The organism is Kocuria sp. LHG3120, from assembly GCF_049897445.1.
GTDB lineage: Bacteria > Actinomycetota > Actinomycetes > Actinomycetales > Micrococcaceae > Kocuria > Kocuria rosea.
Map to the genome: position 1 here is coordinate 797,692 of NZ_JAFCWG010000001.1, position 23,772 is coordinate 821,463.

Annotated in this window: 19 protein-coding genes; 11 read left to right on the forward strand and 8 right to left on the reverse strand. The window is 74.2% G+C overall.

Annotated features, from left to right (window positions below):
• Window positions 1–8: 8 nt before the first annotated feature.
• The 5 genes from ACP7CD_RS03705 to ACP7CD_RS03725 all read left to right on the forward strand — a co-directional run bounded on the left by ACP7CD_RS03705 (window position 9) and on the right by ACP7CD_RS03725 (window position 7,752).
• Window positions 9–950 carry a carbohydrate ABC transporter permease gene (locus tag ACP7CD_RS03705; RefSeq protein ID WP_426118907.1) on the forward strand — a complete coding sequence of 314 codons (942 nt, stop codon included), beginning with the start codon at window positions 9–11 and terminating at the stop codon, window positions 948–950.
• A gap of 15 nt (window positions 951–965) precedes the next feature.
• On the forward strand, window positions 966–1,949 hold the full coding sequence (locus ACP7CD_RS03710) for a carbohydrate ABC transporter permease (RefSeq protein WP_426118909.1): 984 nt from the start codon (window positions 966–968) through the stop codon (window positions 1,947–1,949).
• A 9-nt stretch (window positions 1,950–1,958) separates the two neighbouring features.
• Window positions 1,959–3,371: an ABC transporter substrate-binding protein gene (locus tag ACP7CD_RS03715; protein ID WP_426118911.1), complete on the forward strand. Its 1,413-nt coding sequence runs from the start codon at window positions 1,959–1,961 to the stop codon at window positions 3,369–3,371.
• A 112-nt stretch (window positions 3,372–3,483) separates the two neighbouring features.
• A complete protein-coding gene (locus ACP7CD_RS03720) occupies window positions 3,484–4,620 on the forward strand; it encodes an ABC transporter ATP-binding protein (protein ID WP_426118913.1) in 1,137 nt (378 codons plus the stop codon).
• A gap of 72 nt (window positions 4,621–4,692) precedes the next feature.
• Window positions 4,693–7,752, forward strand: a complete 3,060-nt coding sequence (locus ACP7CD_RS03725) for a glycoside hydrolase family 2 TIM barrel-domain containing protein (protein ID WP_426118915.1) — start codon at window positions 4,693–4,695, stop codon at window positions 7,750–7,752.
• 70 nt (window positions 7,753–7,822) lie between these two features.
• On the opposite strand, the gene ACP7CD_RS03730 is transcribed toward ACP7CD_RS03725, so the two are convergent.
• Window positions 7,823–9,013, reverse strand: a complete 1,191-nt coding sequence (locus tag ACP7CD_RS03730) for an ROK family protein (RefSeq protein ID WP_426118917.1) — start codon at window positions 9,011–9,013, stop codon at window positions 7,823–7,825.
• 232 nt (window positions 9,014–9,245) lie between these two features.
• On the opposite strand from ACP7CD_RS03730, the gene ACP7CD_RS03735 reads away from it, so the two are divergent.
• From ACP7CD_RS03735 to ACP7CD_RS03755, 5 genes are all read left to right on the forward strand, one after another.
• Window positions 9,246–10,466, forward strand: coding sequence for an ABC transporter substrate-binding protein (locus ACP7CD_RS03735; protein WP_426118919.1), 1,221 nt, complete (start codon window positions 9,246–9,248; stop codon window positions 10,464–10,466).
• Window positions 10,463–11,398: a carbohydrate ABC transporter permease gene (locus ACP7CD_RS03740; protein ID WP_426118921.1), complete on the forward strand. Its 936-nt coding sequence runs from the start codon at window positions 10,463–10,465 to the stop codon at window positions 11,396–11,398. The genes ACP7CD_RS03735 and ACP7CD_RS03740 overlap by 4 nt, the downstream gene beginning before the upstream one ends.
• Window positions 11,398–12,321, forward strand: a complete 924-nt coding sequence (locus ACP7CD_RS03745; RefSeq protein ID WP_426118923.1) for a carbohydrate ABC transporter permease — start codon at window positions 11,398–11,400, stop codon at window positions 12,319–12,321. Before ACP7CD_RS03740 ends, ACP7CD_RS03745 begins: the two co-directional genes overlap by 1 nt.
• The gene (locus ACP7CD_RS03750) at window positions 12,318–14,117 is read left to right on the forward strand and encodes a glycoside hydrolase family 13 protein (RefSeq protein ID WP_426118925.1); all 1,800 of its coding nucleotides are present in this window, start codon (window positions 12,318–12,320) and stop codon (window positions 14,115–14,117) included. The genes ACP7CD_RS03745 and ACP7CD_RS03750 overlap by 4 nt, the downstream gene beginning before the upstream one ends.
• A 141-nt stretch (window positions 14,118–14,258) precedes the next feature.
• The gene (locus tag ACP7CD_RS03755; RefSeq protein WP_426118927.1) at window positions 14,259–16,601 is read left to right on the forward strand and encodes a DEAD/DEAH box helicase; all 2,343 of its coding nucleotides are present in this window, start codon (window positions 14,259–14,261) and stop codon (window positions 16,599–16,601) included.
• 4 nt (window positions 16,602–16,605) lie between these two features.
• Here the strand turns inward: ACP7CD_RS03755 and ACP7CD_RS03760 are convergent, their stop codons facing one another.
• The 7 genes from ACP7CD_RS03760 to ssd all read right to left on the reverse strand — a co-directional run bounded on the left by ACP7CD_RS03760 (window position 16,606) and on the right by ssd (window position 21,875).
• Window positions 16,606–16,950 (reverse strand): Rv3654c family TadE-like protein, encoded by a 345-nt coding sequence (locus ACP7CD_RS03760; RefSeq protein WP_035925175.1) that lies wholly within the window; start codon window positions 16,948–16,950, stop codon window positions 16,606–16,608.
• A 73-nt stretch (window positions 16,951–17,023) separates the two neighbouring features.
• Window positions 17,024–17,389 carry a TadE family type IV pilus minor pilin gene (locus tag ACP7CD_RS03765; RefSeq protein ID WP_426118929.1) on the reverse strand — a complete coding sequence of 122 codons (366 nt, stop codon included), beginning with the start codon at window positions 17,387–17,389 and terminating at the stop codon, window positions 17,024–17,026.
• A 305-nt stretch (window positions 17,390–17,694) separates the two neighbouring features.
• Entirely contained in the window at window positions 17,695–17,994 is a 300-nt protein-coding gene (locus ACP7CD_RS03770; protein WP_426118931.1) for a DUF4244 domain-containing protein, read from the reverse strand.
• A gap of 215 nt (window positions 17,995–18,209) precedes the next feature.
• Window positions 18,210–18,776, reverse strand: coding sequence for a type II secretion system F family protein (locus ACP7CD_RS03775; protein WP_426118933.1), 567 nt, complete (start codon window positions 18,774–18,776; stop codon window positions 18,210–18,212).
• A complete protein-coding gene (locus ACP7CD_RS03780) occupies window positions 18,773–19,534 on the reverse strand; it encodes a type II secretion system F family protein (protein ID WP_426118935.1) in 762 nt (253 codons plus the stop codon). Before ACP7CD_RS03780 ends, ACP7CD_RS03775 begins: the two co-directional genes overlap by 4 nt.
• A complete protein-coding gene (locus tag ACP7CD_RS03785) occupies window positions 19,531–20,784 on the reverse strand; it encodes a TadA family conjugal transfer-associated ATPase (protein ID WP_426118937.1) in 1,254 nt (417 codons plus the stop codon). The genes ACP7CD_RS03780 and ACP7CD_RS03785 overlap by 4 nt, the downstream gene beginning before the upstream one ends.
• Window positions 20,781–21,875, reverse strand: a complete 1,095-nt coding sequence (ssd, locus tag ACP7CD_RS03790) for a septum site-determining protein Ssd (protein ID WP_426118939.1) — start codon at window positions 21,873–21,875, stop codon at window positions 20,781–20,783. The genes ACP7CD_RS03785 and ssd overlap by 4 nt, the downstream gene beginning before the upstream one ends.
• 143 nt (window positions 21,876–22,018) lie before the next feature.
• On the opposite strand from ssd, the gene ACP7CD_RS03795 reads away from it, so the two are divergent.
• On the forward strand, window positions 22,019–23,767 hold the full coding sequence (locus ACP7CD_RS03795) for a bifunctional 3'-5' exonuclease/DNA polymerase (RefSeq protein ID WP_426118941.1): 1,749 nt from the start codon (window positions 22,019–22,021) through the stop codon (window positions 23,765–23,767).
• Window positions 23,768–23,772: the final 5 nt, after the last annotated feature.

Below are 23,772 nucleotides of genomic sequence, written 5' to 3' on the forward strand. Positions count from 1 at the left end.
GTAGCCCCATGTCCACGACCACACGTCCCCGCCGACCGGACACGCCGGTCGTTCCGGGCCAGGCCGGCCACGCACGCCGGCGGGGCCGACAGGACACCCGGATCGCGATGCTGTTCATCGCCCCGGCCCTCCTCGGCTTCCTCGTCTTCCTCGCCTGGCCCACCGTGCGGGGCATCTGGCTGAGCTTCACCAGCTTCAACCTGCTCACCCCGTCCGAGTTCGTGGGCCTGGCCAACTACCGGCGCCTCGTGCAGGACCCCATCTTCTGGGACTCGCTCCTGGTCACGGTGCAGTACGTCCTGCTGAACATCGGGATCCAGACCACGTTCGCCCTGCTCATCGCGCTGATGATGCACCACCTCACCCAGTCCACCTTCCTGCGCGGGGTGGTGCTCGCCCCCTACCTGGTCTCCAACGTGGTCGCCGCGATCGTGTGGCTGTGGATCCTCGACACCCAGTTCGGGGTGGCCAACCAGGTCATCTCGTGGGTCGGGCTGGACCGGATCGGCTTCCTCTCCGACGAGACCTGGGCCATTCCCACGATCGCGATGATCAATGTGTGGCGGCACATGGGCTACACCGCCCTGCTGATCTTCGCGGGTCTGCAGACCCTGCCCCAGACCGTCTACGAGGCGGCGCGCATCGACGGGGCCGGTGAGGTCCGGACCTTCTTCACCATCACCCTGCCCCTGCTGCGCCCCATCCTGGCGCTGGTGCTCATCATGACGGTCATCGGGTCCTTCCAGGTCTTCGACACCGTCGCCGTGACGACCGCCGGTGGGCCGGCCAACGCCACCAACGTGCTCCAGCTCTACATCTACGACATGGCGTTCGGCCGCTTCCAGTTCGGCTACGCCTCGGCGATGTCCGTGGCCCTGCTCGTGGTCCTGGCCGTCATCACCTTCCTCCAGTTCCGTCTGACCCGCGCCGGGTCCACGGACCTGGCCTGATCCCGAGGAGCTCCGATGAACCCGACCCCAGCCCCCGCGCAACCCGGAAGCGCCGCGCCCAGTCCCACGGGCGCCGCCGCGCCCGTGACCGCGGCCCCGGCGGACACCCCCGCCCCGGCCCGCCGCCGGATCACCCCCGGCAGGCTGCTCGCCTGGGCCTTCCTGATCGCCGTCGTCCTCGTCACGCTGTTCCCCTTCTACTGGATGCTGCGCACCGCGCTGTCCACGAATCCCGGGCTGCAGGCGGACCCCTCCTCCTGGTTGCCCCCGGAGTTCACCTGGGGCGCCTTCGAACGCGTGCTGGGACTGCAGTCCACCGAGGAGGCCCTCGCAGAGGGCGGCTCCGGCACGTCGCTGAACTTCTGGCGCTACCTGCTGAACTCCGTGGTGGTGGCCACGCTCATCACCGCGGGCCAGCTGCTGTTCTCGGCCATGGCCGCCTACGCCTTCTCCCGGCTGAAGTGGCCCGGGCGGGACCGGATGTTCGCCCTGTTCCTCGCCGGGCTGATGGTGCCGGCCATCTTCACCCTGCTGCCCAACTTCGTGCTCATCAAGGAGCTGGGACTGGTGGACAACATGCTCGGCATCGCCCTGCCCACCATGTTCATGACCCCGTTCGCGGTGTTCTTCCTGCGGCAGTTCTTCATGAACGTCCCCGCCGAGATCGAGGAGGCCGCCCTGCTGGACGGCGTCTCCAAGGTCGGCGTGTTCTTCCGGGTGATCCTGCCCATGTCCGCGGCACCGATGGCGACCCTGGGCATCCTCACGTACATGACGGCCTGGAACGACTACTTCTGGCCGCTGATGGTCTCCTACACGGACGCCTCCCGCGTCCTCACGGTGGCCCTGGGCGTCTTCCGGGCGCAGTCCCCGCAGACCGGCACCGACTGGGCCGGCCTGATGGCCGCCACCCTCATCGCCGCGCTGCCGATGATCCTGCTCTTCGCGGTCTTCGCCAAGCGCGTCGTCAACTCCATCGGCTTCAGCGGCATCAAGTAGGAGCTCACCATGACACGCACACCTTCACCTCTTCACCGTCCCCAGCGCACCGCGCGCACCCGTGGGCGCCTGGTCCTGGCCGTCTCCACCGTCCCGCTGCTCGCCCTCACCGGGTGCGGGGCGGACGCCGACGCCGAGGCCTCGGCCACCGGCGTCATCGACTACTGGATGTGGGACACCAACCAGCTGCCCGCCTACCAGAAGTGCGCCGAGATGTTCGAGGCCGAGCACCCGGACCAGGACGTGCGCATCACCCAGACCGGATGGGACGACTACTGGACGAAGCTCACCGCCGGGTTCATCGCCGACACCGGCCCGGACGTGTTCACCAACCACGTCTCCAAGTATCCCCAGTTCGCCGAGCTCGAGGTCCTGGCCCCCCTGGACGAGCACCCTGCCACCGCCGCGCTGGACCCCGACGACTACCAGGACGGCCTCGTCGACCTGTGGACCGGCCCGGACGGCCACCAGTACGGCGCGCCCAAGGACTGGGACACGATCGCCGCCTTCTACAACGAAGAGCTGCTCGCCGAGGCGGGCCTGACCCCCGCGGACCTCGAGGGCTGGAGCTGGAACCCCGAGGACGGCGGCAGCTTCGAGGACCTCGTGGCGCACCTGACCGTGGACGAGAACGGCGTCCGCGGCGACGAACCGGGCTTCGACAAGGACCACGTCGCCGTCTACGGCCTGGGCATCTCCGAGGCCGGCGGGAGCACCGCCGGCCAGGGACAGTGGTCGGCGTTCGCCGCCTCCAACGGCTGGCGGGTCACGGACGAGCCGCTGTGGGGAGACCACTACAACCTGGACGACCCCGCCCTGCACGAGACCCTCGACTGGTACTTCGGGTTGACCGACAAGGGGTACATGCCCCCGTACGGGCAGTTCAACGCGGCCGAGGGCGTCAACGCCCAGTTGGCCTCGGGGTCGGCGGCCATGGTCCTGGACGGGGCCTGGATGATCAGCACCTACGCCGGCATCGAGGACTTCCCCGTGGGCACCGCCCGCACACCCGTGGGCCCCGACGGCACCGCCACCTCCATGCTCAACGGCCTGGCGGACTCGATCGTCAAGGACACCGACAACCCCGAGGGCGCGGCGCAGTGGACGGCGTTCATGTCCTCCGCGCAGTGCCAGCAGGAGGTCGCCCGCGCCGGTGTCGTCTTCCCTTCCCGAAAGGACGCCACGCCCATCGCCGCGGACGCCTACCGGCAGATGGGGATCGATCCCGAGCCGTTCATCGCCCCGGTCCAGGAGGGCAACACCGTCTACTTCCCCGTCACCAAGTTCGGCGCGGACGTCTCGGCCCTGATGACCCCGGCTCTGGAGGACATCTACGCGAACCGGGTGCCCGCCTCGACTCTCACCGACATCAATGACGCCATCAACGTCCTCTTCGAAACCGACGAGACCGGGGGCTCCTGACCCGGCCCGGGCCCCGACGACACCCGTCCCGGGGGCCCGGCACCATCCGGTGCCGCTCCACAGCCACCACCCGCAGCATCACCTGCAGGAACTCCGAGAGGAAATACCCGCCATGTCTTCTGTGCGCTACGCCAATGTGACCTGCCAGTACCCCGGGGCCGAGCGGCCCTCGGTGACCGACCTGAACCTGGACATCGCCGACGGGGAGTTCCTCGTCCTCGTGGGCCCCTCCGGGTGTGGGAAGTCCACCACCCTGCGGATGCTCGCCGGGCTGGAAGAGGTCACCGGGGGCAACATCTACATCGGTGACCGCGACGTCACCGACGTCCCCTCCCGGGACCGCGACATCGCGATGGTCTTCCAGAACTACGCCCTCTACCCGCACATGACCGTGGCCGAGAACATGGGCTTCGCCCTGAAGATCGCCAAGATCAGCCCCGAGGAGCGCCGCCGCCGGGTCGAGGAGGCGGCGAAGATCCTGGATCTGACCGACTACCTGGACCGCAAGCCCAAGGCCCTCTCCGGCGGGCAGCGCCAGCGCGTGGCCATGGGCCGGGCCATCGTGCGCTCCCCTCAGGTGTTCCTGATGGACGAGCCGCTGTCGAACCTGGACGCGAAGCTGCGCGTGCAGACCCGCACCCAGATCGCCTCCCTCACCCGCCGGCTCGGGGTCACCACCGTCTACGTCACCCACGACCAGGTCGAGGCGATGACCATGGGCGACCGGGTCGCGGTGCTCAAGGACGGGCTGCTGATGCAGGTCGACACCCCCCGGGCGCTCTACGACGCCCCGGCCACGGAGTTCGTGGCCGGGTTCATCGGCTCGCCGGCGATGAACCTCTTCCGGGTGCCCGTCACCGAGGCCGGAGCCCAGCTGGGCACGGTGCGGATCCCGCTGAGCCCCGCCCAGCGCTCCGCCCTGAGGGGATCCCAGGTCACGATCGGGATCCGGCCCGAGGACCTGCACCCGGCCGCCGAGGGCACCGGGCTGCCGATCGTCGCCGACGTGGTCGAGGAGCTCGGCGCCGACGCGTTCGTCTACGGCCACCTCGCCCCGGTCACCGCCGCCAACGCGATCCTGCCCGTGGACCCCACCACCGGAACCACCGACGACCCCACCACCCACGAGTTCATCGTCCGGGTCGAGGGTCGCACCCCGCCGCGGGCCGAGACCACGGTCTGGGTCACCCCGGACCTGGAGCACGTCCACCTCTTCGACACCACCACCGGCAACCGCCTCCCCGACTGACCCGCAGGGCCCCGCAGCCCCGCACCACCCCGCACACGACATCGTCCGACCCGACCCGGAGCACCGAAACCCATGCACTCCTGCACCACCACCGATCTCCGAGCCGACCCATGGTGGTTCACCCACCCCGATGGCTCCTGCGGGGCGCTTCCGCCGCGGGCGCACCTCACCTCCGACCGGCAGGAGCTCTCCCTGGCGGGCGCGTGGGACTTCCGCTGGTTCCCCTCGGCGTCCGACGCCGTCTCGGCCTGCCCCGACCCGACAGCACCGGACACCGCCTGGCCGGACCGGATCCCCGTCCCCGGCCACTGGGTGCTCGAGCACCTCGACGGGGACCGGCGGTTCGGCACCCCCTGGTACACCAACGTCGTCTACCCCTTCCCCGTGGACCCGCCGCACGTCCCGGACGCCAACCCGACGGGCGACCACCGCACGCGCTTCGTGCTCGCCGATCTCACCGGCGGCGCGAGGACGGACCTGCGTGCCGTGCTGCTGCGCTTCGAGGGCGTCGAGTCCGCCTTCCGGGTGTGGGTGAACGGACGGTGGGCCGGCCAGGCGATGGGCTCCCGGCTCACCCACGAGTTCGACATCACCGACCTCGTCCGGGACGGGGAGAACACCGTGGTGGTGCGGGTCCACCAGTTCAGCGCGGGGTCCTACCTCGAGGACCAGGACCAGTGGTGGCTGCCCGGCATCTTCCGCGACGTCCGCGTGCTCGGCGAGGTGCACGGCGGGATCGACGACGTCCACCTCACCGCGGACCGGGACCCGGCCACCGGTGAGGGCGTCCTGGGCTGTCGGATCACGGCCCCCGCGGACGCATTCCCGGTGCACGTGGAGATCCCGGAGCTCGGCCTCTCCACCACCGTGGACGGCCCCGACCAGGTGGCGCTGCCCGTCGGGGTCGTGCGCGCCTGGACCGCCGAGGACCCGCACCTCTACGACGTCGCCCTGCGCGCCCAGGGACAGCTCGTCACCCACCGCGCCGGATTCCGCCGCGTCGCCATCTCCACCGACGGCGTCCTGCAGGTCGACGGCGCCCCGGTGCGCTTCCGCGGCGTCAACCGGCACGAGTTCCACCCGCGCCGGGGCCGCGCCGTGGACGCAGACTTCACCCGCGACGAGTACCGCCTCATGCAGGAGCACCACGTCAACGCGGTGCGCACCAGCCACTATCCACCGGCGCACCACGCCCTCGACCTGGCCGACGAGATGGGCCTGTGGCTCGTCCTCGAGGGCGACCTCGAGACCCACGGCTTCGTGCAGCAGGGCTGGGCGCGCAACCCCTCGGACGACCCTGCCTGGCAGGAGGCCTACCTCGACCGCACGGCCCGGATGTGGCAGCGGGACAAGAACCACGCGAGCGTCGTGATGCTGTCCCTCGGCAACGAGTCGGGCACCGGCGCGAACCTCGCGGCCGCCGCCGACTGGCTGCGCCGGCACGACGACCGCCCCGTGCACTACGAGGGCGACCACGACGCGGCCTACACCGACGTCTACTCCCGCATGTACCCGACGCCGCGCGAGACCCGCAGCATCGCCGCCGGCGAGCCCGTGCCCTCCACGGACGCCGCCGGGTCAAACCGGATCGCCCGGATGCCGTTCGTGCTGTGCGAGTACGCCCACGCCATGGGCACCGGCCCCGGTGGCCTGGCCGACTACGAGGAGATCTTCCGGACCCACCCCCGCGCGTGCGGCGGTTTCGTCTGGGAGTGGAAGGACCACGGCATCACCACCGTCACACCCGACGGCGTCCCGTTCCTCGCCTACGGCGGCGACTTCGGGGAGCCCCTGCACGACGGCAGCTTCGTGCTCGACGGACTGTGCACCGCCGACGGCCTCCCCGGCCCAGGTCTGCTCGAGTACGCGGCGGTGATCGACCCGCTGCGCCTCGAGCTCGACCCCGGGCACGCGGTGGTCGGCAACGGGTACGACCACACCGTGCTCACAGGCCTGCGGCTGCACTGGACGCTGCGCGGCACCGCTGTGGAGACGCTCAGGACGGGCACGGTGGAGGCCAGCGACCTGCCGTCCCGCCGCAGCAGCCGCGTGCCCCTGCCCGTGGCCCCTGGACCCGGTGAGCACCTCGAGGTCACCGTGGAGGCCCGCGGTCCTGCGGCCGGGCCACGACGGCGTGACGCCCAGCTCACCGGCCCGCCGGCCGTCGCCTCCGGGACACCAGGGCCGGCCGCGACGGCACCGTCCGGGGTCCGCGGTCCCGTGCTCTGCGTGTTCCGCGCGCCCACGGACAACGACGCCGGAACCATCGAGCCGACCCGCGAACTGTGGCGGCCGTCCCCGAACGGGGACGACACGGACTGGCACGGCTACACCGGGACCGACCCCCGCGACGCCACGACGACGCCGGGCATCGTGGTCTCCACGGCCCGGCGATGGCTGGACCACGGTCTGCACCGTCTCCAGCAACGCACCCTGCCCCAAGATCCCGGTGCGCCGGCGGGCACGATCCGCACCCTGTGGGCCGCACCGGGCACCGATCTGCGCACCGCGCCGTTCGTGCTCACCCACCGCTGGAGCGCCACGGACCGCCCCGGCGCCCGGCGCCTGGAACTGTCCTGGCAGCTCCCCGAACTGGACGTCCCCCTCGCGCGGGTGGGCTGTGTCCTGTCCCTGCCCGTGGATCCCGACGGGGAGGTGGAGTTCGACGGCGACGGCCCGCACCAGACCTATCCCGATGCCTGCGCCGCCGCGCGATACGGCACGCACCGCCTTCCGGCCCGGGGCCTGGCCGATCCCGGCGCCCGCCCGCAGGCCTCGGGCAACCGCGCCCGCGCGCACCGGCTCAGCATTCCGCTGGCCGACGGCACCCGCCTGCGGCTGCAGACCCTGAGCACCGAACTGGACGGAGCGCCCGCTCCCCGGGGGTTGCAGTGGACGCTCACCCCATACCGGGATGAGGAGCTCATGGCCGCGGCCCACCCGCACGAGCTCCCGGACACCGCCGGACGCGACTGGTTCCTGCACCTCGACGTCGGCCACCACGGTCTCGGCAGCCGCTCCTGCGGCGTCGACGTCGCACGCTCGGCGCGGCTGCACGCCCGCAGCGCCCGGCTCGACCTGGTCCTCGAGCCCGAGGCACCCGACACCGTGCGGAGACGGCCTGCCCGGTGAGCACGCTGCGGGGCCTCGCGACAGTCCTCGGGCGCGCCGGGGACGGCGGACCTCGGCCGCCACCTGAGCCTCAGCGGCCGGCGAGCTCCAGGTCCAGGGCGTGGCGCTCCACGTGGTCCAGGGCCAGACGGACTGCCCCCACGGAGACCACCGACTCCCCGAGCACCGAGACCGCCACCCGCGGGGGCGTGGCGGTGAAGCGGGGCAGCAGGTCCTCGATCCGTCCCAGCAGCGCGCCCGCGGACTCGGCGACGGCACCGGCGATGACCACCAGTTCCGGGTCGAAGAGCGTGCCCAGCAGGCCGATGACCCGCGCGAGCCGCTCGGCGAGGCGGCCGAGGATCTGCTGCGCGACCTCGTCGCCGCCCGCCGCGGCACGGAACACCGCCTCCGCCTCGACGGCGCCGGACGGCCCGGCCAGCTCCCGGAGCGCGGTCTCCGGCGCCCCGGGCCGCACCGCCTCGGCGCCCCACGCCCGGCACAGGGCGGCGATGCCGTCCGGGCTGCCGACCCCTTCGACCAGGGTCAGGCTGCCGAGCTCGCCCGCCGCCCCGGAGCGGCCGTGCAGGAGACGGCCGGCCTCCATCACCCCGGTGCCGATCCGCTCCCCCGCCAGCATCACCACGAGGTCGTCCACCCCGGCGGCAGCCCCGCGCCAGCGCTCGGCCATGGCCGCGAGGTTGGCGTCGTTGGCCAGCAGGGCGGGCCACCCGCGGCGCTCCTCCAGCCGGGTCTCGAGGCCGAGGTCGAAGGCCTCCCAGAACGGCTGGCCGTGGGAGATCCTGCCGCCGCGGTCCACTGGCGCGGCGATCCCCACCGCGGCGGCCAGCACCGCCCCCGGGGCCACGGACGCGTCCGCGAGCGCGCCGTCGACGGCGTCGTCCACAGTGGCCAGGCGCCGCGCCGGGGCGGGGTCGGCGAAGGCGCGGGTCGTGCGGCCCAGGACGCGGCCCCGCAGATCCGCCACCACGGCGGTGGTCTTGGCCTCGCCGACGTCCACGCCCACCACGAAGCCCGCCCGGTCCCGGAACCGGAAGCGGCGGGCGGGCCGGCCGACCTGGGCGTCGGAGGCCCCCTCGAGCTCCTCGATCCAGCCCATCCGCAGCAGGTCGTCGCACACGGCGATGACGGTGGTGCGCACCAGGCCGGTGGCGGCGATGAGCTCCGTGACGGTGACGACGCCCGCCTCGCGCATCACCTCCAGGACCGCGACCGTGTTGGTCCGGCGCAGCAGCTGCGGCGATGTTCCCGTACGACCCACCCGAACCCCTTGACTCTCCCGAACTGTGATCCACATAATAGTCCAGATAATAAATCTAAGTCACGTATTTATAGTCCGCGCGGTGCCGGACCGTCTGTCGTCCGTCGTCGCCCCGCCCGAGGAGAACCATGAGCGAGACCCCTGCCCCGCCGCCCCCGTCCGTCCTCCCGGCACCGGTGCGGCCGTGACCGCGCCACGGCGCGGGGGCGCGCGGCGATGGACCGCGACGGCCGTGTGCGCCCTGCTGCTGAGCGGCTGCGCCGCGGACGCGGACGCGCCCACCACGATCACCTTCTTCCAGTTCAAGCCCGAGGCCGTCGCCTACTTCGAGGACCTCGCCCGGCAGTTCGAGGCCGAGAACCCGGACGTGCGCGTGGTCGTGGACAACGTCCCGGACCCCGAGACGGCCCTGCGCACCCGCCTGGTCAAGGAGGACGTGCCCGACGTCCTGACCCTCAACGCCAACTCGACGTTCGGTGAGCTCGCCTCCGCCGGGATCTTCGCGGACTTCGCCGGCACCCCCGCGCTCGAGGACGTCAACCCGGCCTACGTGGACGTCGTCCAGGACCTGGGCGCGAGCACGCCGGACGCCGTCAACGGAGTGCCCTTCGCCGCCAACGCCTCCGGAGTGCTCTACAACGAGGAGCTCTTCGCCGAGCACGGGGTGGAGGTGCCCCGCACGTGGGACGAGCTGATCGCCGCCGCGGAGACGTTCGAGGCCGCCGGGGTCACCCCCTTCTACGGGATGCTCGCCGACGCCTGGACCGCCCAGGCGCCGCTCGCACCCCTCGTCCCGCAGACCGTCCCGGAGGACTTCTGGGAGCAGCGCTTCGCGGGCGGGAGCACCTTCCGCGAGGAGTGGCCGGAGGCCGCGCAGAAGCTGGCGACCCTCTTCGACCACACCCAGCCCGACCCGGTGGCCACCGGCTACGAGGACGGCACCGCCGCCTTCGCCCGGGGCGAGTCGGCGATGCTGCTGCTGGGCAACTACGCCGTTCCCCAGATCCGCTCGTTCGAGCCCGAGTTCACCATCGGCAGCTTCGCGCTGCCCGCCACGAACGACCCCGCCGAGACCGTCCTGGTCTCGGGGGTGGACGTGGTCGTCACCGCCGGCGCGGACACCGAGCACCCCGAAGAGGTCCAGCGCTTCGTCGACTTCCTCATGCAGCCGGAGGTCGTCCAGGCCTACTCCGAGGAGCAGACGGCCATCCCGACCCTCGAGGGCATGTCCAACGACGACCCCGCGCTCGCCGGGGTCCAGCCCTACATCGACCAGGAGCGCATCGTGGGTTTCTTCGACCACCAGTTCATCCCCGCCGTCCCCCTGGGGTCGCTGCTGCAGCAGTACCTCATCGACCGCGACCAGGAGGCCTTCCTGGGGACCCTCGACGAGAGCTGGGACAGGGTCGCCGACCGGCGCACCTGGGGCCTCGGAGCGGTGGAGTCACGATGACCACGGCACCCGCCCGCGCGCAGGGCGCACCGTCCACGGGCACGTCCGCCGCCGCGCCCGCCCGGCGCCGGAAGGGACCCGGCCGCGCCTTCTACTGGATGGTGCTGCCCGCCCTCGTGCTCTTCCTCCTTTTCCACACCCTGCCCGTGCTGCAGGGGGTCTTCTACAGCTTCACGGACTCCCCGGGCTACGGCGAGTGGGACTTCGTGGGCCTGTCCAACTACACGGCGCTGTTCACCGACGAGCGGGTCCGCTCCGCGTACCTGTTCACCTTCCAATTCGCGCTCGTGGCGACCGTGCTCGTCAACGTCATCGCCCTGGCCCTGGCCGTGGGCCTGACGGGGCGGATCAAGTTCAAGAACACCCTGCGCGGGATCTACTTCGTGCCCAACATCCTGGCCGTCCTGGTGATCGGCTACGTGTTCAACTACCTGCTCACCAACTCCCTGCCGAGCATCGGGGCGGCCCTGGGGATCGACCGGCTGTCGACGTCGATCCTGGCCGACCCCGAGCTGGCCTGGATCGGCATCGTGGTGCTCGCCGTGTGGCAGGCCGTCGCGTTCAACATCATCATCTACATCGCCGGGCTGCAGACCATCCCGGCCGAACTCTACGAGGCCGCCGCCATCGACGGCGCCGGGCCGTGGCGGCGGTTCTGGTCCATCACGTTCCCCATGATCGGGGCGTTCTTCACGCTCAACATGGTGCTCTCGCTCAAGAACTTCCTGCAGGTCTTCGACCACATCATCGCCATGACCAACGGCGGGCCGGGAACGGCGACCGAGTCCGTCTCCGTCCTCATCTACCGGGGCGGGTTCCAGGGCGGCGAGTACGGCTACCAGATCGCCAACGCGGTCGTGTTCATGATCGTGCTGGTGGTCTTCGCCGTCGTCCAGCTCCGAGTCCTCCAGCGCGAAGAGGTGTCCGCCTGATGTCCTCCACCAACGTCTCCGCCCCGCCCAGCGGCACCGCAGCAGCCGCCCTTCCGGCCCGATCCCGGCGGTCCGGCCGCCGGCGGTCCGGCCGCCGGCGGTCCGAGGGAGGCCGGGTGAACTGGTGGCTGACCGCGCTGCTGGTCGTCCTGGCCCTGACCGTCTTCGTGCCGCTGTACTTCACGGTGATCACCGCCCTGAAGACCCCCGACCAGCTCGGCGGCAGCGGCTTCGCCCTCCCCACGGAGGTGCGGTGGGCGAACTTCGCCGACGCGTGGACGCTGACGGACTTCCCGCGGGCCGCGCTCAACAGCGCCCTGATCACCGTCTCCGCGGTGGTGCTCACGCTCCTGACGAACTCGATGGTGGCGTACGCGATCGCCCGCAACATGCACCGGCGCTTCTTCAAGGGCCTGTTCTTCTACTTCATCTCCGCGCTGTTCGTGCCCTTCCCGATCCTCATGCTGCCCGTGGCGAAGCAGACCGCCGCGCTCGGCCTCGACAACCCCGCCGGCCTGGTCCTGCTCTACGTGGTCTACGGCCTGTCCTTCAACATCTTCATCTTCACCGCCTACATCCGCTCCATCCCCGTCGAGCTCGAGGAGGCGGCCAGGATGGACGGTGCGGGCACGTGGGGAGTCTTCTGGCGGGTCGTCTTCCCGCTGCTCACGCCCATGAACGCCACGGTCGGCATCCTGACCTGCCTGTGGGCGTGGAACGACTTCCTGCTCCCCCTCATCATCGTCTCCGACCCGCAGCAGGCGACCCTGCCGCTCGTCCAGTACGTCTTCCAGTCCCAGTTCCAGACCAACTACACCGTCGCGTTCGCGTCCTACCTGATGGCGATGGCACCGCTGCTCGTGGTCTACGTCTTCGCCCAGCGGTGGGTCATCTCCGGCGTCACCCGAGGAGCAGTCAAATGAGCACCCGCACCCAGCAGCAGGACATCACCGCCCAGCGGCCCGGCACCGGCAGCGGCGCCGGGGACACCCCCGCGTGGTGGACCGACGCGGTCGTCTACCAGATCTACCCCCGCTCCTTCGCGGACTCCGACGGGGACGGGATCGGCGACCTCGGCGGCATCATCGCCCACCTCGACCACCTGCAGGACCTGGGCGTGGACGTCGTCTGGCTGTCCCCGATCTACTCCTCCCCGCAGGACGACAACGGCTACGACATCAGCGACTACCAGGACATCGACCCGGTCTTCGGCACCCTCGAGCAGTTCGACGAGCTGCTCGGGGCGGTCCACGCCCGCGGCATGAAGCTGGTGATGGACCTCGTGGTGAACCACACCTCCGACGAGCACCCGTGGTTCGTCGAGTCCCGATCCTCCCCGGACTCCCCCAAGCGGGACTGGTACTGGTGGCGGGCCCCGCGCCGGGGCATGGAGCCCGGCGCCCCGGGCGCGGAGCCGACGAACTGGCAGAGCGCCTTCTCGGGCTCGACCTGGGAGTACGACGAGGCCTCGGGGGAGTACTACCTGCACCTGTTCTCGCGGAAGCAGCCGGACCTCAACTGGGAGAACCCCGAGGTGCGGCAGGCCGTCCACGCCATGATGCGCTGGTGGCTGGACCGCGGCGTGGACGGCTTCCGCATGGACGTCATCAACATGATCAGCAAGGACGTCGCCGAGGACGGCCACCTGCACGACGGGCCCCCGGTGGACGGGACGCCCTGGGGCGACGGCTCCGCGTCCTTCCTCTGCGGTCCCCGGATCCACGAGTTCCTCCAGGAGATGCACCGCGAGGTCTTCGCCGGCCGGGACGCCGAGCTCATCACGGTGGGCGAGATGCCCGGCGTCACCGTGGAGCAGGCCCAGCTCTTCACCGATCCGGCCCGCGCCGAGGTGGACATGGTCTTCCAGTTCGAGCACGTGGGCCTCGACCACGGCCCCGGCGGGAAGTTCGACCCCGAGCCGCTGCGCCTGACGGACCTGAAGGCCTCGCTGGGCCGCTGGCAGGAGGGCCTGGAGGAGATCGGCTGGAACTCCCTGTACTGGAACAACCACGACCAGCCCCGCGCAGTCTCCCGCTTCGGCGACGACAGCCCTGAGCACCGGGTGGCCTCCGCGACCTGCCTGGCCACCCTGCTGCACCTGCACCGCGGCACGCCCTACGTGTACCAGGGCGAGGAGCTGGGCATGACCAACGCACCGTTCGAGACGATCGAGGACTTCCGCGACATCGAGTCGGTCAACCACTACCGCCACGCCGTGGCCGCCGGCGCGGACCCCGCCGGGGTGCTGCGCGGACTGCGCTGGTCGAGCCGGGACAACGCCCGCACCCCGGTCCAGTGGACCGCGGGCGCGAACGCCGGGTTCACCACCGGCACCCCGTGGATCGCGGTCAACCCGAACCACGACGAGGTCAACGCCGAGGCCGCCCGGGCCGAGCCGCACTCGGTGTTCCACCACTACCGGCGTCTCATCGAGCTGCGGCACACCGAGCCCGTGGTCGCCCTGGGCGACTTCACCATGCTGGCCCCCCACCACGAGCAGCTATACGCCTTCACCCGGCGGCTCGGGGACGTCGAGCTGCTGGTGCTCGCCAACGTCTCGGGAGAGGAGGTCCGCACCGACCTGCCCGAGGGCTGGGCCGGCGCCGAGCTGCTGATCGGCAACCGCCCCGACGGCGTGGTCCCCGGCGACGAGGGGCTGCTGCGGCCGTGGGAGGCCCGCGTGCACCGGCGGACCCGGGGCGCGGACACGCAGGGCTGAGACGCGCCGCAGCGGCAGGGCGCCACCGCGCAGCGGCGCCGCACGGAGCCTCCGGGACAGCACCGAGCGCCGATGCCCTGGCGGCTCCCCGCGGCCGCCCCGCCGGTGGGGCCGCCGGGGCGGCGGTGGCACAATGAACCGGTGCCGTCCTCCGACCACGTCTCCCTGATCCCCCTGCTCGGCCGCGGCGACGCGCCGGAGCAGGTGCGGCACGTCCGGGAGATCCCCGACCGGGACGCCGTGACGGTCCCGTGGCCCGAGCACCTGCACCCGGACGTGGTCGCGGCCTGGGAACGGCTCGGCGTGCACGCGCCGTACCTGCACCAGGTCCAGGCGGTGCTGGCCCCCCGGCACGTGGTGGTCGCCACGGGGACCGCGTCCGGGAAGTCCCTCGCCTACCAGGCGCCCGTGGCCGACGCCGTGCACCGCGGCCGGCTCGCGGCGCTGGCGAACCCGGGCATGATCCACCACCCGGACGAGGCCACGGCCCTCTACCTGTCCCCCACCAAGGCCCTGGCCGCCGACCAGCTCAAGGGCCTGGACGCCCTCGGCCTGCCGACCCTGCGCGCCGCGACCTACGACGGCGACACCGACCCCGCGGAGCGCCGGTGGGTCCGGGACCACGCCGACGTGGTGCTGTGCAACCCGGACATGCTGCACTACGGGGTGCTGCCCAACCACGCGCGCTGGTCCCGGTTCTTCCGCCGCCTGAAGTACGTCGTGGTGGACGAGGCCCACTCCTACCGGGGTGTCTTCGGCTCGCACGTGGCCAACCTCATGCGGCGGCTGCGCCGGATCTGCCGTCTCTACGGCGCGGACCCCGTCTTCATCGGGGCGTCCGCGACCTCCTTCGAGCCGCACGCCTCCTTCGCCCGCCTCGTCGGCGTCCCCGAGGCCGAGGTGACGCCGGTGACCACGGACTTCTCCCCGCACGGACCGGTCACCGTGGTGCTCTGGGAGCCGGAGCAGACCGACGGCGGCGGCGAGAACGACGCCCCGGTGCGCCGCACCGCCCTGGCCGAGACCGCCGACATGCTCACCGACCTGGTGCTCCGCCAGGTCCGCACCATCGCGTTCATCAAGTCCCGCCGCGGCGCGGAGACGATCGCCCAGATCGCCCACCGGCAGCTGGAGGAGGTCGACCCCTCGCTGGCCCACCGGGTGGCGGCCTACCGCTCCGGGTTCCTCCCCGAGGAGCGCCGGGAGCTCGAGGAGGCGCTGCGGGACGGGCGGCTGCTCGGGATCGCGAGCACGTCCGCGCTCGAGCTCGGCATCGACGTGGCCGGGCTGGACGCCGTGGTCGTGGCCGGATGGCCCGGCACCCGGGCGTCCTTCTTCCAGCAGATCGGCCGGGCGGGCCGGGCCGGGCAGGAGGCCCTGGCCGCCTTCGTGGCGGGCGACGACCCCCTCGACACGTACCTTGTGAACCATCCGGAGGCGATCTTCGACGTCGACGTCGAGGCCACGGTGTTCGACCCCTCCAACCCCTACGTGCTGGCCCCGCACCTGTGCGCGGCCGCGGCCGAGCAGCCGCTGCGCGCGGAGGAGATCGACAGCTTCGGGCCCACCGCGCCGGAGGTGCTCGGCTCGCTCGTGGCCAGCGGGCACCTGCGCCGCCGGCCGAACGGCTGGTTCTGGACGCACCCCCAGTCCGCGGCCGGGATGGTGTCGCTGCGCTCGGACGGCGGCGGGCCGATCCGGATCATCGAGACGGACACCGGCGCGGTGCTCGGCACGATGGACTCCCCCCAGTCCCACTACCAGGCCCACCCGGGGGCCGTGTACGTGCACCAGGGCCGGACCTACATCGTGGACGAGCTCGACGAGGCCGGCTCGGTGGCCGCCGTGACGCGGGCGAACCCCGACTTCTACACCACCGCGCGGGACATCACGCAGGTGAGCGTGGTCGCCGAGGAGCGCTCGGAGCGCTGGGGGCCGGTGACCGTCCACTTCGGCCAGGTGCAGGTCACCACGAAGGTGGTCTCGTTCCAGCGCAAGGCCGTGATCTCCAACGAGGTCCTGGGCGAGGAGCCCCTGGACCTCGCGGCCCGCGACCTGTTCACGAAGTCCGTGTGGTTCACCGTGCCGGGCCCCGTGCTGACCGGCGCGGGGATCGAGGAGCCCGACGTCCCCGGGGCGCTGCACGCGGCCGAGCACGCCGCGATCGGCCTCCTGCCGCTCGTGGCCTCGTGCGACCGCTGGGACGTGGGCGGGCTCTCGACCGCGCTGCACGCCGACACGGAGCTGCCCACGGTGTTCGTCTACGACGGCCACCCGGGCGGGGCGGGGTTCGCGGAGCGCGGCTACGCCACGGCCGTCGCGTGGCTGGGCGCCACCCGGGAGGCGATCTCCTCGTGCGAGTGCGAGCACGGGTGCCCGTCCTGCGTGCAGTCGCCGAAGTGCGGCAACCGCAACAACCCGCTGGACAAGGCCGGCGCCGTGCAGCTGATCGACGCGGTGCTGCGCGACGCCCCCCGCGCCTGAGTCCTCACGGCGCACGGGCGGCCTCCGGGGGCCCTGCCCGGGACACGCCGCGGGCGGCCCCGAAGCGGGCGAGCGGCCCGTCCAGGGCCACGGCGGTGCGCACGTCCACGACGACGCGCTCCGGCTCCACGAGCGCGCACCGTTCGAGCCGTGCCCCGTTGTCCCGGGCCACGCGCTCGGCGGCGCCGCACGGGTCGCCGGCCACGAGGCCCCGGGCGGTGTCGGCGGCGGCGAGCGCCGCGAGGTCGGCGGCCTTGCCGGCACGGTGGGTCGCGATCCCCGCCTGGGCCAGCAGCAGCACGGCCACCAGCAGCACGCCGAGCACCAGGGTGAGCGTCAGCGCGTGCACGGTGCCGCTCCCCCGGTCGCCGTCGTGGTCCGGACAGCGGTCGGGCCGCCCCGGGAGGCCTCGCGCCGCGGGCTCAGCCACCGTGCCCATCGGCCGCTCCGGCCCCCTCCGTCTCGGCGGAGGCGTCCGCGCGCAGCTCCCAGCCGCCCCAGGTCCCGAGGATGCCGGGGGCGGGACCGGTGACGGTGACCGTGGCCGTCCCCGCGTTCCCGCCCAGGCGGATCACGGCGTCCTCCCCGGCCACGCGCAGCGCCGTGGAGCGGACCACGGCGGCGCTCTCGCCGCGGGCGGCGGCCCGGGCCGAGGCCCGCGCGGCCTCCTCGTAGCGGATCAGGGTCATCCCGGCCGCGGCGGCCGCGAGGAGCACGGCCAGGAGGAGCACGAGGGCGGGCAGCAGCACGGCCGTCTCGGCGGTGACGGCGCCGCGGTCCGACGGCACCGGCCGCGGCGCGGATCGGGACCCGGGGCCGCGCGGCGACCACGGACGGAGGCGGGAACCCGAACGCCACCGGGAAGCACGGGAACGGGGTCGGGACGACGGACGAGACCGACCACGGGATGAGCATCGGGGGCGGTGGGCGGGCATGGTGGACTCCTCACGGGCAGGGCGCGTGGCGGCTCGGGCCGCTGGGACCGGCGGTCGGGTCCGACCGCCCGGGCCGGCGGCCAGGACGGACGGGGAGGATGCTCCTGCGGGGTCCGCGGCGCCGGGGACGGCACCACGGACCCCGCCGGAGCAGCCGCTCAGACGCCGAGCGCCTTCTCGATGATCGCGGTCAGGAGCTCGCGCACCTGGCCGGAGGAGAGGACCGCGGCCATGACCCCGCCGAAGGCCGCCGCGGCGAGCACGACCATGGCGTACTCCACGGTGGTCGCGCCGAGGTCCGGGTCCCCGGCCCGGACGAGCGGGCGGGGCGGGGCGCCGGTGGCCCGGCGGGCGGACGGTGCGACCGGGCGGCCCCCGGCGGCGACCTCCAGGCCGGTCCCCGGGAGGCTGCGGCGCTTCCGGGCGGGACGGGAGGCGGTGGTCTGGTGCTGGGACATGATGGTTCCTTTCGGTGCGGAGCGAACTGGTGCGGGGTGAGCAGGTGCCGGACGGCCGGCACTGGCCGGGCGGCACGGCCCGCCGGAGGACGGCGGACGGTGCAGCGCAGCGGCGCCGGGCCGGTCCTCGAGGGCGCAGGGGTGCACGGGGCGGGACCCGGTGCGGACGGGGAGCGCCCCGGCGGCCGGGGGCCCGCGGCTCCGGGCGCGGCGGGTCATCCGAACACCTCGGGCACGAGCCCCATCACGACCGGCAGGACACCCCAGCAGACGAAGGCCGGCAGGGAGCACAGGCCCAGTGGCAGTACGAGCTGGACGGACAGCGACTCCGCGGCGCGCTCGGCCCGCCGGTAGGCGGCACGCCGGACCTGGGCGGCCTGCGAGCGCAGGCTCCGGGCCGACGGCGCCCCGGACGTCGCGGTGAACGTGAGCGCATCGCGGTAGTCGGCCAGGTGCGTGGGCAGCTCGCCCGCCGAGGTCCACGCCGTGTGCCACGGCAGCCCGAGCCGCAGCCGGGAGCCCACGCCTTCGAGGGCGGCGCCGGTGGCGTCCGTCCGGCACCCGCCCAGCACCGCCACGGCCTCCCCGAGCGGCAGACCGGCGTCCAGCATGGCGGCGGTGAGCTCCACGAGGACGCCGGCGGAGACGTGCGGTCCCGGCGGGCGACGGCGGGCCGCGGCCGGACGGGGCGTTCCCGGCAGCCGGGCCCGGGACGGGAGCGCCGCCAGCGCCACGGCGGCCACCAGGAGCAGTCCGGCGGCGGGCGCTGCGAGGGCGGTCATCGCGCACCCACCGCCTCGGCGCGGCCGATCAGGGTGCGCGTCCACACCCGGCCGAGACCCGTGAGCGCAGCGCCGGTCACGAGGGCGGCCAGCCCCCACGGCGTGGTGAGCAGCGTGCGCAGCGGGTCGACGCCCATGAGCATGCCCAGTCCGATGCCGAGCACCGGGAGCCAGGTCAGGATCCGGACGGTGGAGCGGGGGCCGGCCAGGGCGGTGCCGCGCGCCGCCTCGGCGTCGAGCTCCGCCTCGAGGTCGTCGGCGAGGCCGCCGAGCAGGGCGGCGAGGGGTGCGCCGGTGCGCTCGGAGACCTCCCAGCACAGGGAGAGCTCGGCGGTGGTGGCGACGGCCCGCCGCTCCAGCGCGCGGTGACCGAGCTCCGGGGCCGGCACCCCCGCCAGGGCGGTCGAGACGCTCAGCCCCAGGCGGGCGGCGGCCGCCACGGAGGTGCACAGCAGCTCGAGGTGCCGGCCGGTGCTCGTGCGGGCGGCGCGGCCCCCGGGCCCCGCTCCCTCGAACGCGGCCGCCGGAGACCGGCCCGCCTCCAGCAGCGCCGCGAGCCGGCGCAGCAGCGCGATCCACTCGGCGGCCTCCGTCTCGGCGTCCCGGGCGAACCGGGCCCACCACCGGACCGGGGCGACCGCCCCGGTGCCCGCCCGCGCGGCCGACCGGACACGGTGGCCCGGACCCGCGACCAGTACCGCGGCGCCTCCGGCGAGGCACAGGCAGAGGGCGAGGCAGAGGACGAGGACCGTGCTCACGGCCGGCCTCCCGCGAGGTCCTCGCCCGGGTCGGGCGAGCGGTCGGACGCCTGGCCGGGGGATCGGCCGGGCCGGTGGTCGAGCAGGGCGCACAACCCGTCCCAGCCCGGGCCGCGGCGCACGCCGTCGTGGGACCGGACCGCCGCGGGCACGGAGACGAGGGCGCCGGCCCGGTCCTCGAGCAGGGACACCGCCCGGACCTCGCGGCGCCCGCCCGCGCGGCCCACGTGGACGACCAGGTCCAGGGCGCTCGCGGCCTGCAGCGTCACGGCCTCCCGGCTCATCCCGGCCAGGGCGCCCAGGGCCGAGAGCCGGGCGGGGACCGCCTCGGCGGAGTTGGCGTGCACGGTGCCCGCCCCCGCGTGGCCGGTGTTCAGGGCCGTGAGGAGCTCGCGCACCTCGGCGCCGCGGCACTCGCCCACCACGAGCCGGTCGGGCCGCATCCGCAGGGCCTGCCGCACGAGCTCCGCCAGGTCGATGCTGCCCGCGCCCTCGGTGTTGGCGTGCCGCGCCTGGAGACCGACCACGTGGGGGTGCTCGGGCCGCAGCTCGGCGGCGTCCTCGATGAGCACGATCCGCTCGTGCGCCGGGGAGCAGGAGAGCAGGGCGTTGAGGACGGTCGTCTTCCCCGCCCCGGTGGCGCCGCTGACCAGGAAGTTGGCGCCCGAGCGCACGGCGCCCACGAGGAGCTCGGCGGTGCCGGGATGGACGGTCCCCGCCGCGACGAGGTCCTGCAGGGACAGGGTCCTCGTGCTGCGGAAGCGGACGGAGAGCAGGGTCCCGCCCGTGGAGATCGGCGGGAGGACGGCGTGCACCCGGTAGCCGGCGGCCGTCTGGACGTCCACGCACGGGTGGGCGGCGTCGAGGCGGCGTCCTGCGGCGGTGACCAGGCGCACGGCCAGGGCGCGCACCTCGGCGTCGGAGCGGAAGGGGGACGGGACGCGGCGCACCCCGGCCTCGGTCTCGAGCCAGACCTGGTCCGGCCCGTTGACGTAGACGTCGGTGAGACCCCGGTGCGGCAGCAGCGGCTCGAGCGGACCGAGACCGGTCAGCTCGGCGCGCACGGCCTGCACCGCCCGCAGGGTGCCGGCGGCCCCGAGCACCCGGCCGCTCGCGCGCACGGCCGCGGCGATGTCGGTGTCCGTGACCGGCCCGGAAGCGGCCAGCAGCCGGTCCCGCACGTCGTCGAGCAGGGCGGCCGGCAGCGCGGCCTGCGGGCCGGGCACCGCACCGGGCAGCGCGGCGCTCACGGGGCGGCCCCCACGGCCTCGAGCAGGCCCGCCACGTCCCGGGCGAGCCGCCGGGAGCGGCCCGCCTCGAGCAGCCGGCCCGTCTCCGCGGCCTCCGGCACCGCGCCGGAGAAGCGCAGGGAACCGGCGACGGGCAGACCGGTCGTGGCGGAGGCGAGGGCGTCGTCCACGTCGGCCACGTTGAGCCCGGCCGGCACCAGGCGGGCACTGGCGCCCGCCAGGGAACCGGCGGCCCACCGCGCGGCCAGCACGCCGCGCACCGTCCGGGGCGTGAGCACGAGGACCTCGTCGCACAGGGCCGCGGTGTCCGCCGTCCCCGGCCCCGCCCGGCCCAGGTCCACGACGACGAGGGCGGCTGCCCGGCGCAGCGCCTCGAGCACGCCGGCGTACGGCGCGGCGGCTCCGTCCGGCTGGGAGCGGTCCCAGGAGAGCCAGCGCAGCTGTCCCGTCCGGGCCATGGCCGGCCACAGCTGCTCGGCGTGCACCGTCCCGGCGATCCGGAGCAGGTCCGGCCAGCGCAGACCGTCCTGGTCCTCGAGGCCCAGCAGGACGTCGATGCCGCAGCCGGCGCGGTCCGCGTCCACGAGGACGGCCGGCCGGTCCTCGTGGGCGGCGCGGTCGGCGAGCCAGCACGCCAGCGTGGATGTGCCGGCCCCGCCCACGGCGCCCAGCACGCCCAGCACCCGGCCCGTGCCGCCGGGACCGGCGGGGCCGCCGGGCCGGGCGGTGAGGAGGTCGGCGAGCCATCCGGCGGCGTCGGGCAGCACGGCCACGGCGCAGCCGCCGAGGTCGGCCGCCCGGTCCCAGATCCCGGGGTCCTCAGGCCGGCCCACGAGCACCGTGCCCGGACGGACCCGCCCCCGCACGGCGTGGCGCACGTCCACGAGCTCGGTGTCCGCGAGCGTGCCCGGCGCGGTGGGCGCCGCCGCACCGGGCGGATCGGCCAGCAGGTCGGCGCCGGCGGCCGCGCAGACGCGCTCGACCGTGGCACGCAGCCCGGAGTCCTCGCTGACGAGGCGCACGGTGCGCGCGCGGGCCGCGGTGCCCGGACGCGGCGGGGCCGGGGCGGAGAGGTGGGCGGCGGTGCTCATGGCCCCACTGTCCGGGCGGGCGGCACCGGGCCGGCCCGGCGGGGGCGCCGGTGTGGACGGGCCACCGGCTTCCGGCGGCCCCACGGGCGTGTGCAGTCCGGGCACCGGCGTAGCGTGACGGACCCGTGCAGGACAATGGCCGGATGCACATCGTGGTGGGACCAGCACAGGACGGCCGGGGCGGGCACCGGGTCCAGGGCCTGACGGGCTCCGGGGACCCGGACGGGCCCGGCGTCGACGTGCCCGCCGGGGAGCTGGCGGCGTTCGTCGCCGACCGCGAGGAGGCCGCCCGGCGCGCCGGGTCCACGCCGCCGCGCTGGACCTGGGAGCGCACGGGCGCCGTCTACCCGCAGCTGCTGGCCGCCGGCGTCCGGGTGGAGCGCTGCCACGACCTGCGGCTGTGCCAGGCGATCCTCGCCACGGCCGCCACCGCCCACGGGTCCGGTGACGACGGCCCGCTGCCCTACGAACCGGTGCTGCCGCCGCTGCCCGCCGACGAGGCGCCCGGGCTGCTCCCGCCGCCGTCCCCCGCCGAGGACCAGTCGAGCCTGTTCGACCTCCCCCGCGCCACGGGTCCCGACGCGGCCGTGCTGGTCGCCGAGCTGCGGGCACAGCTCGCCGCGGTGGCCGGCGCGGTGGACGCCCGCCGGCTGACCCTGCTGCTGGCCGCGGAGTCCCAGGGCGCGCTGATCGCCGCGGAGATGCAGCACGCCGGGGTGCCCTGGCGGGAGGACGTCCACCGGGCCCTGCTGGAGGACGCCCTGGGCCCCGAGCCGGCGCCCGGGGAGCGCCCCCCGCGGATGGAGGAGACCGTGGCCCGGCTGCGGGAGACGCTGCACGCGCCGGGGCTGAACCCGGACTCCCCGCAGGAGCTGCTCAAGGCGATGCGGGCGGCGGGGATCGACGTGACGAGCACCCGGCAGTGGGAGCTCGTCGAGTGGGCGCGGGCCGTGCCCGGTCTGGCGGCCCGGCGCCAGGCCCTGATCGAGCCCGTCCTGGAGCACAAGAAGCAGGCGCGGCTGCTCAGCGCCAACGGGTGGCACTGGCTGGCCACGTGGGTGCGGGACGGCCGCTTCCGCCCGGAGTACGTGGTGGGCGGGGTGGTCACCGGCCGCTGGTCGGCCCGCGGCGGGGGCGCCCTGCAGATCCCGCACGTGGTGCGGGACGCCGTGCGGGCGGATCCCGGGCGCGTGCTCGTGGTGGCGGACGCGGCCCAGCTCGAGCCGCGCGTGCTGGCGGCGCTGGCCCACGACGACGCCCTGGCCGCCGCGTCCCGCGGCAGGGACCTCTATCAGGCCATCGCCGACCTCGGCGAGGAGCGGGGCTCGGAGCTGACCGAGCGCCCCCAGGCGAAGGTGGCCATGCTCGGCGCGATGTACGGGGCCACCACGGGCCAGTCGGGCCGGCTCATGCCGCACCTGGCGCGGATGTTCCCCCGCGCCGTGGACTACGTGGAGCAGGCCGCCCGGGTGGGCGAGACGGGCGGACAGGTCCGCACGCACCTGGGCCGCTGGTCCCCGCTGCCGGGCCCGGCGTGGGACGCGGCGCAGCGGGATACCGCCACCGAGGAGGCCGAGCGGCGCGCCGGGGCGATGGCCCGCGGCCAGGGCCGGTTCACCCGCAACTTCGTGGTCCAGGGCACGGCCGCCGAGTGGGCCGTGTGCTGGATGGGCGCCGTCCGCTCGGCGCTGGCGCGGGAGGCGGTCGACGCCGAGCTCGTGTTCTTCCTGCACGACGAGGTCGTGCTGCACTGCGCGCGGGAGGACGCCGAGCGGGCCGCCGGGCTGGTCCGCGAGTGCGCGGAGCGGGCGGCCCGGCTGGTGTTCGGGCGGATCCCGGTGGAGTTCCCCGTCAGCGTGGCCGTGGTGGAGTCCTACGCGGACGCCAAGTAGGCCGC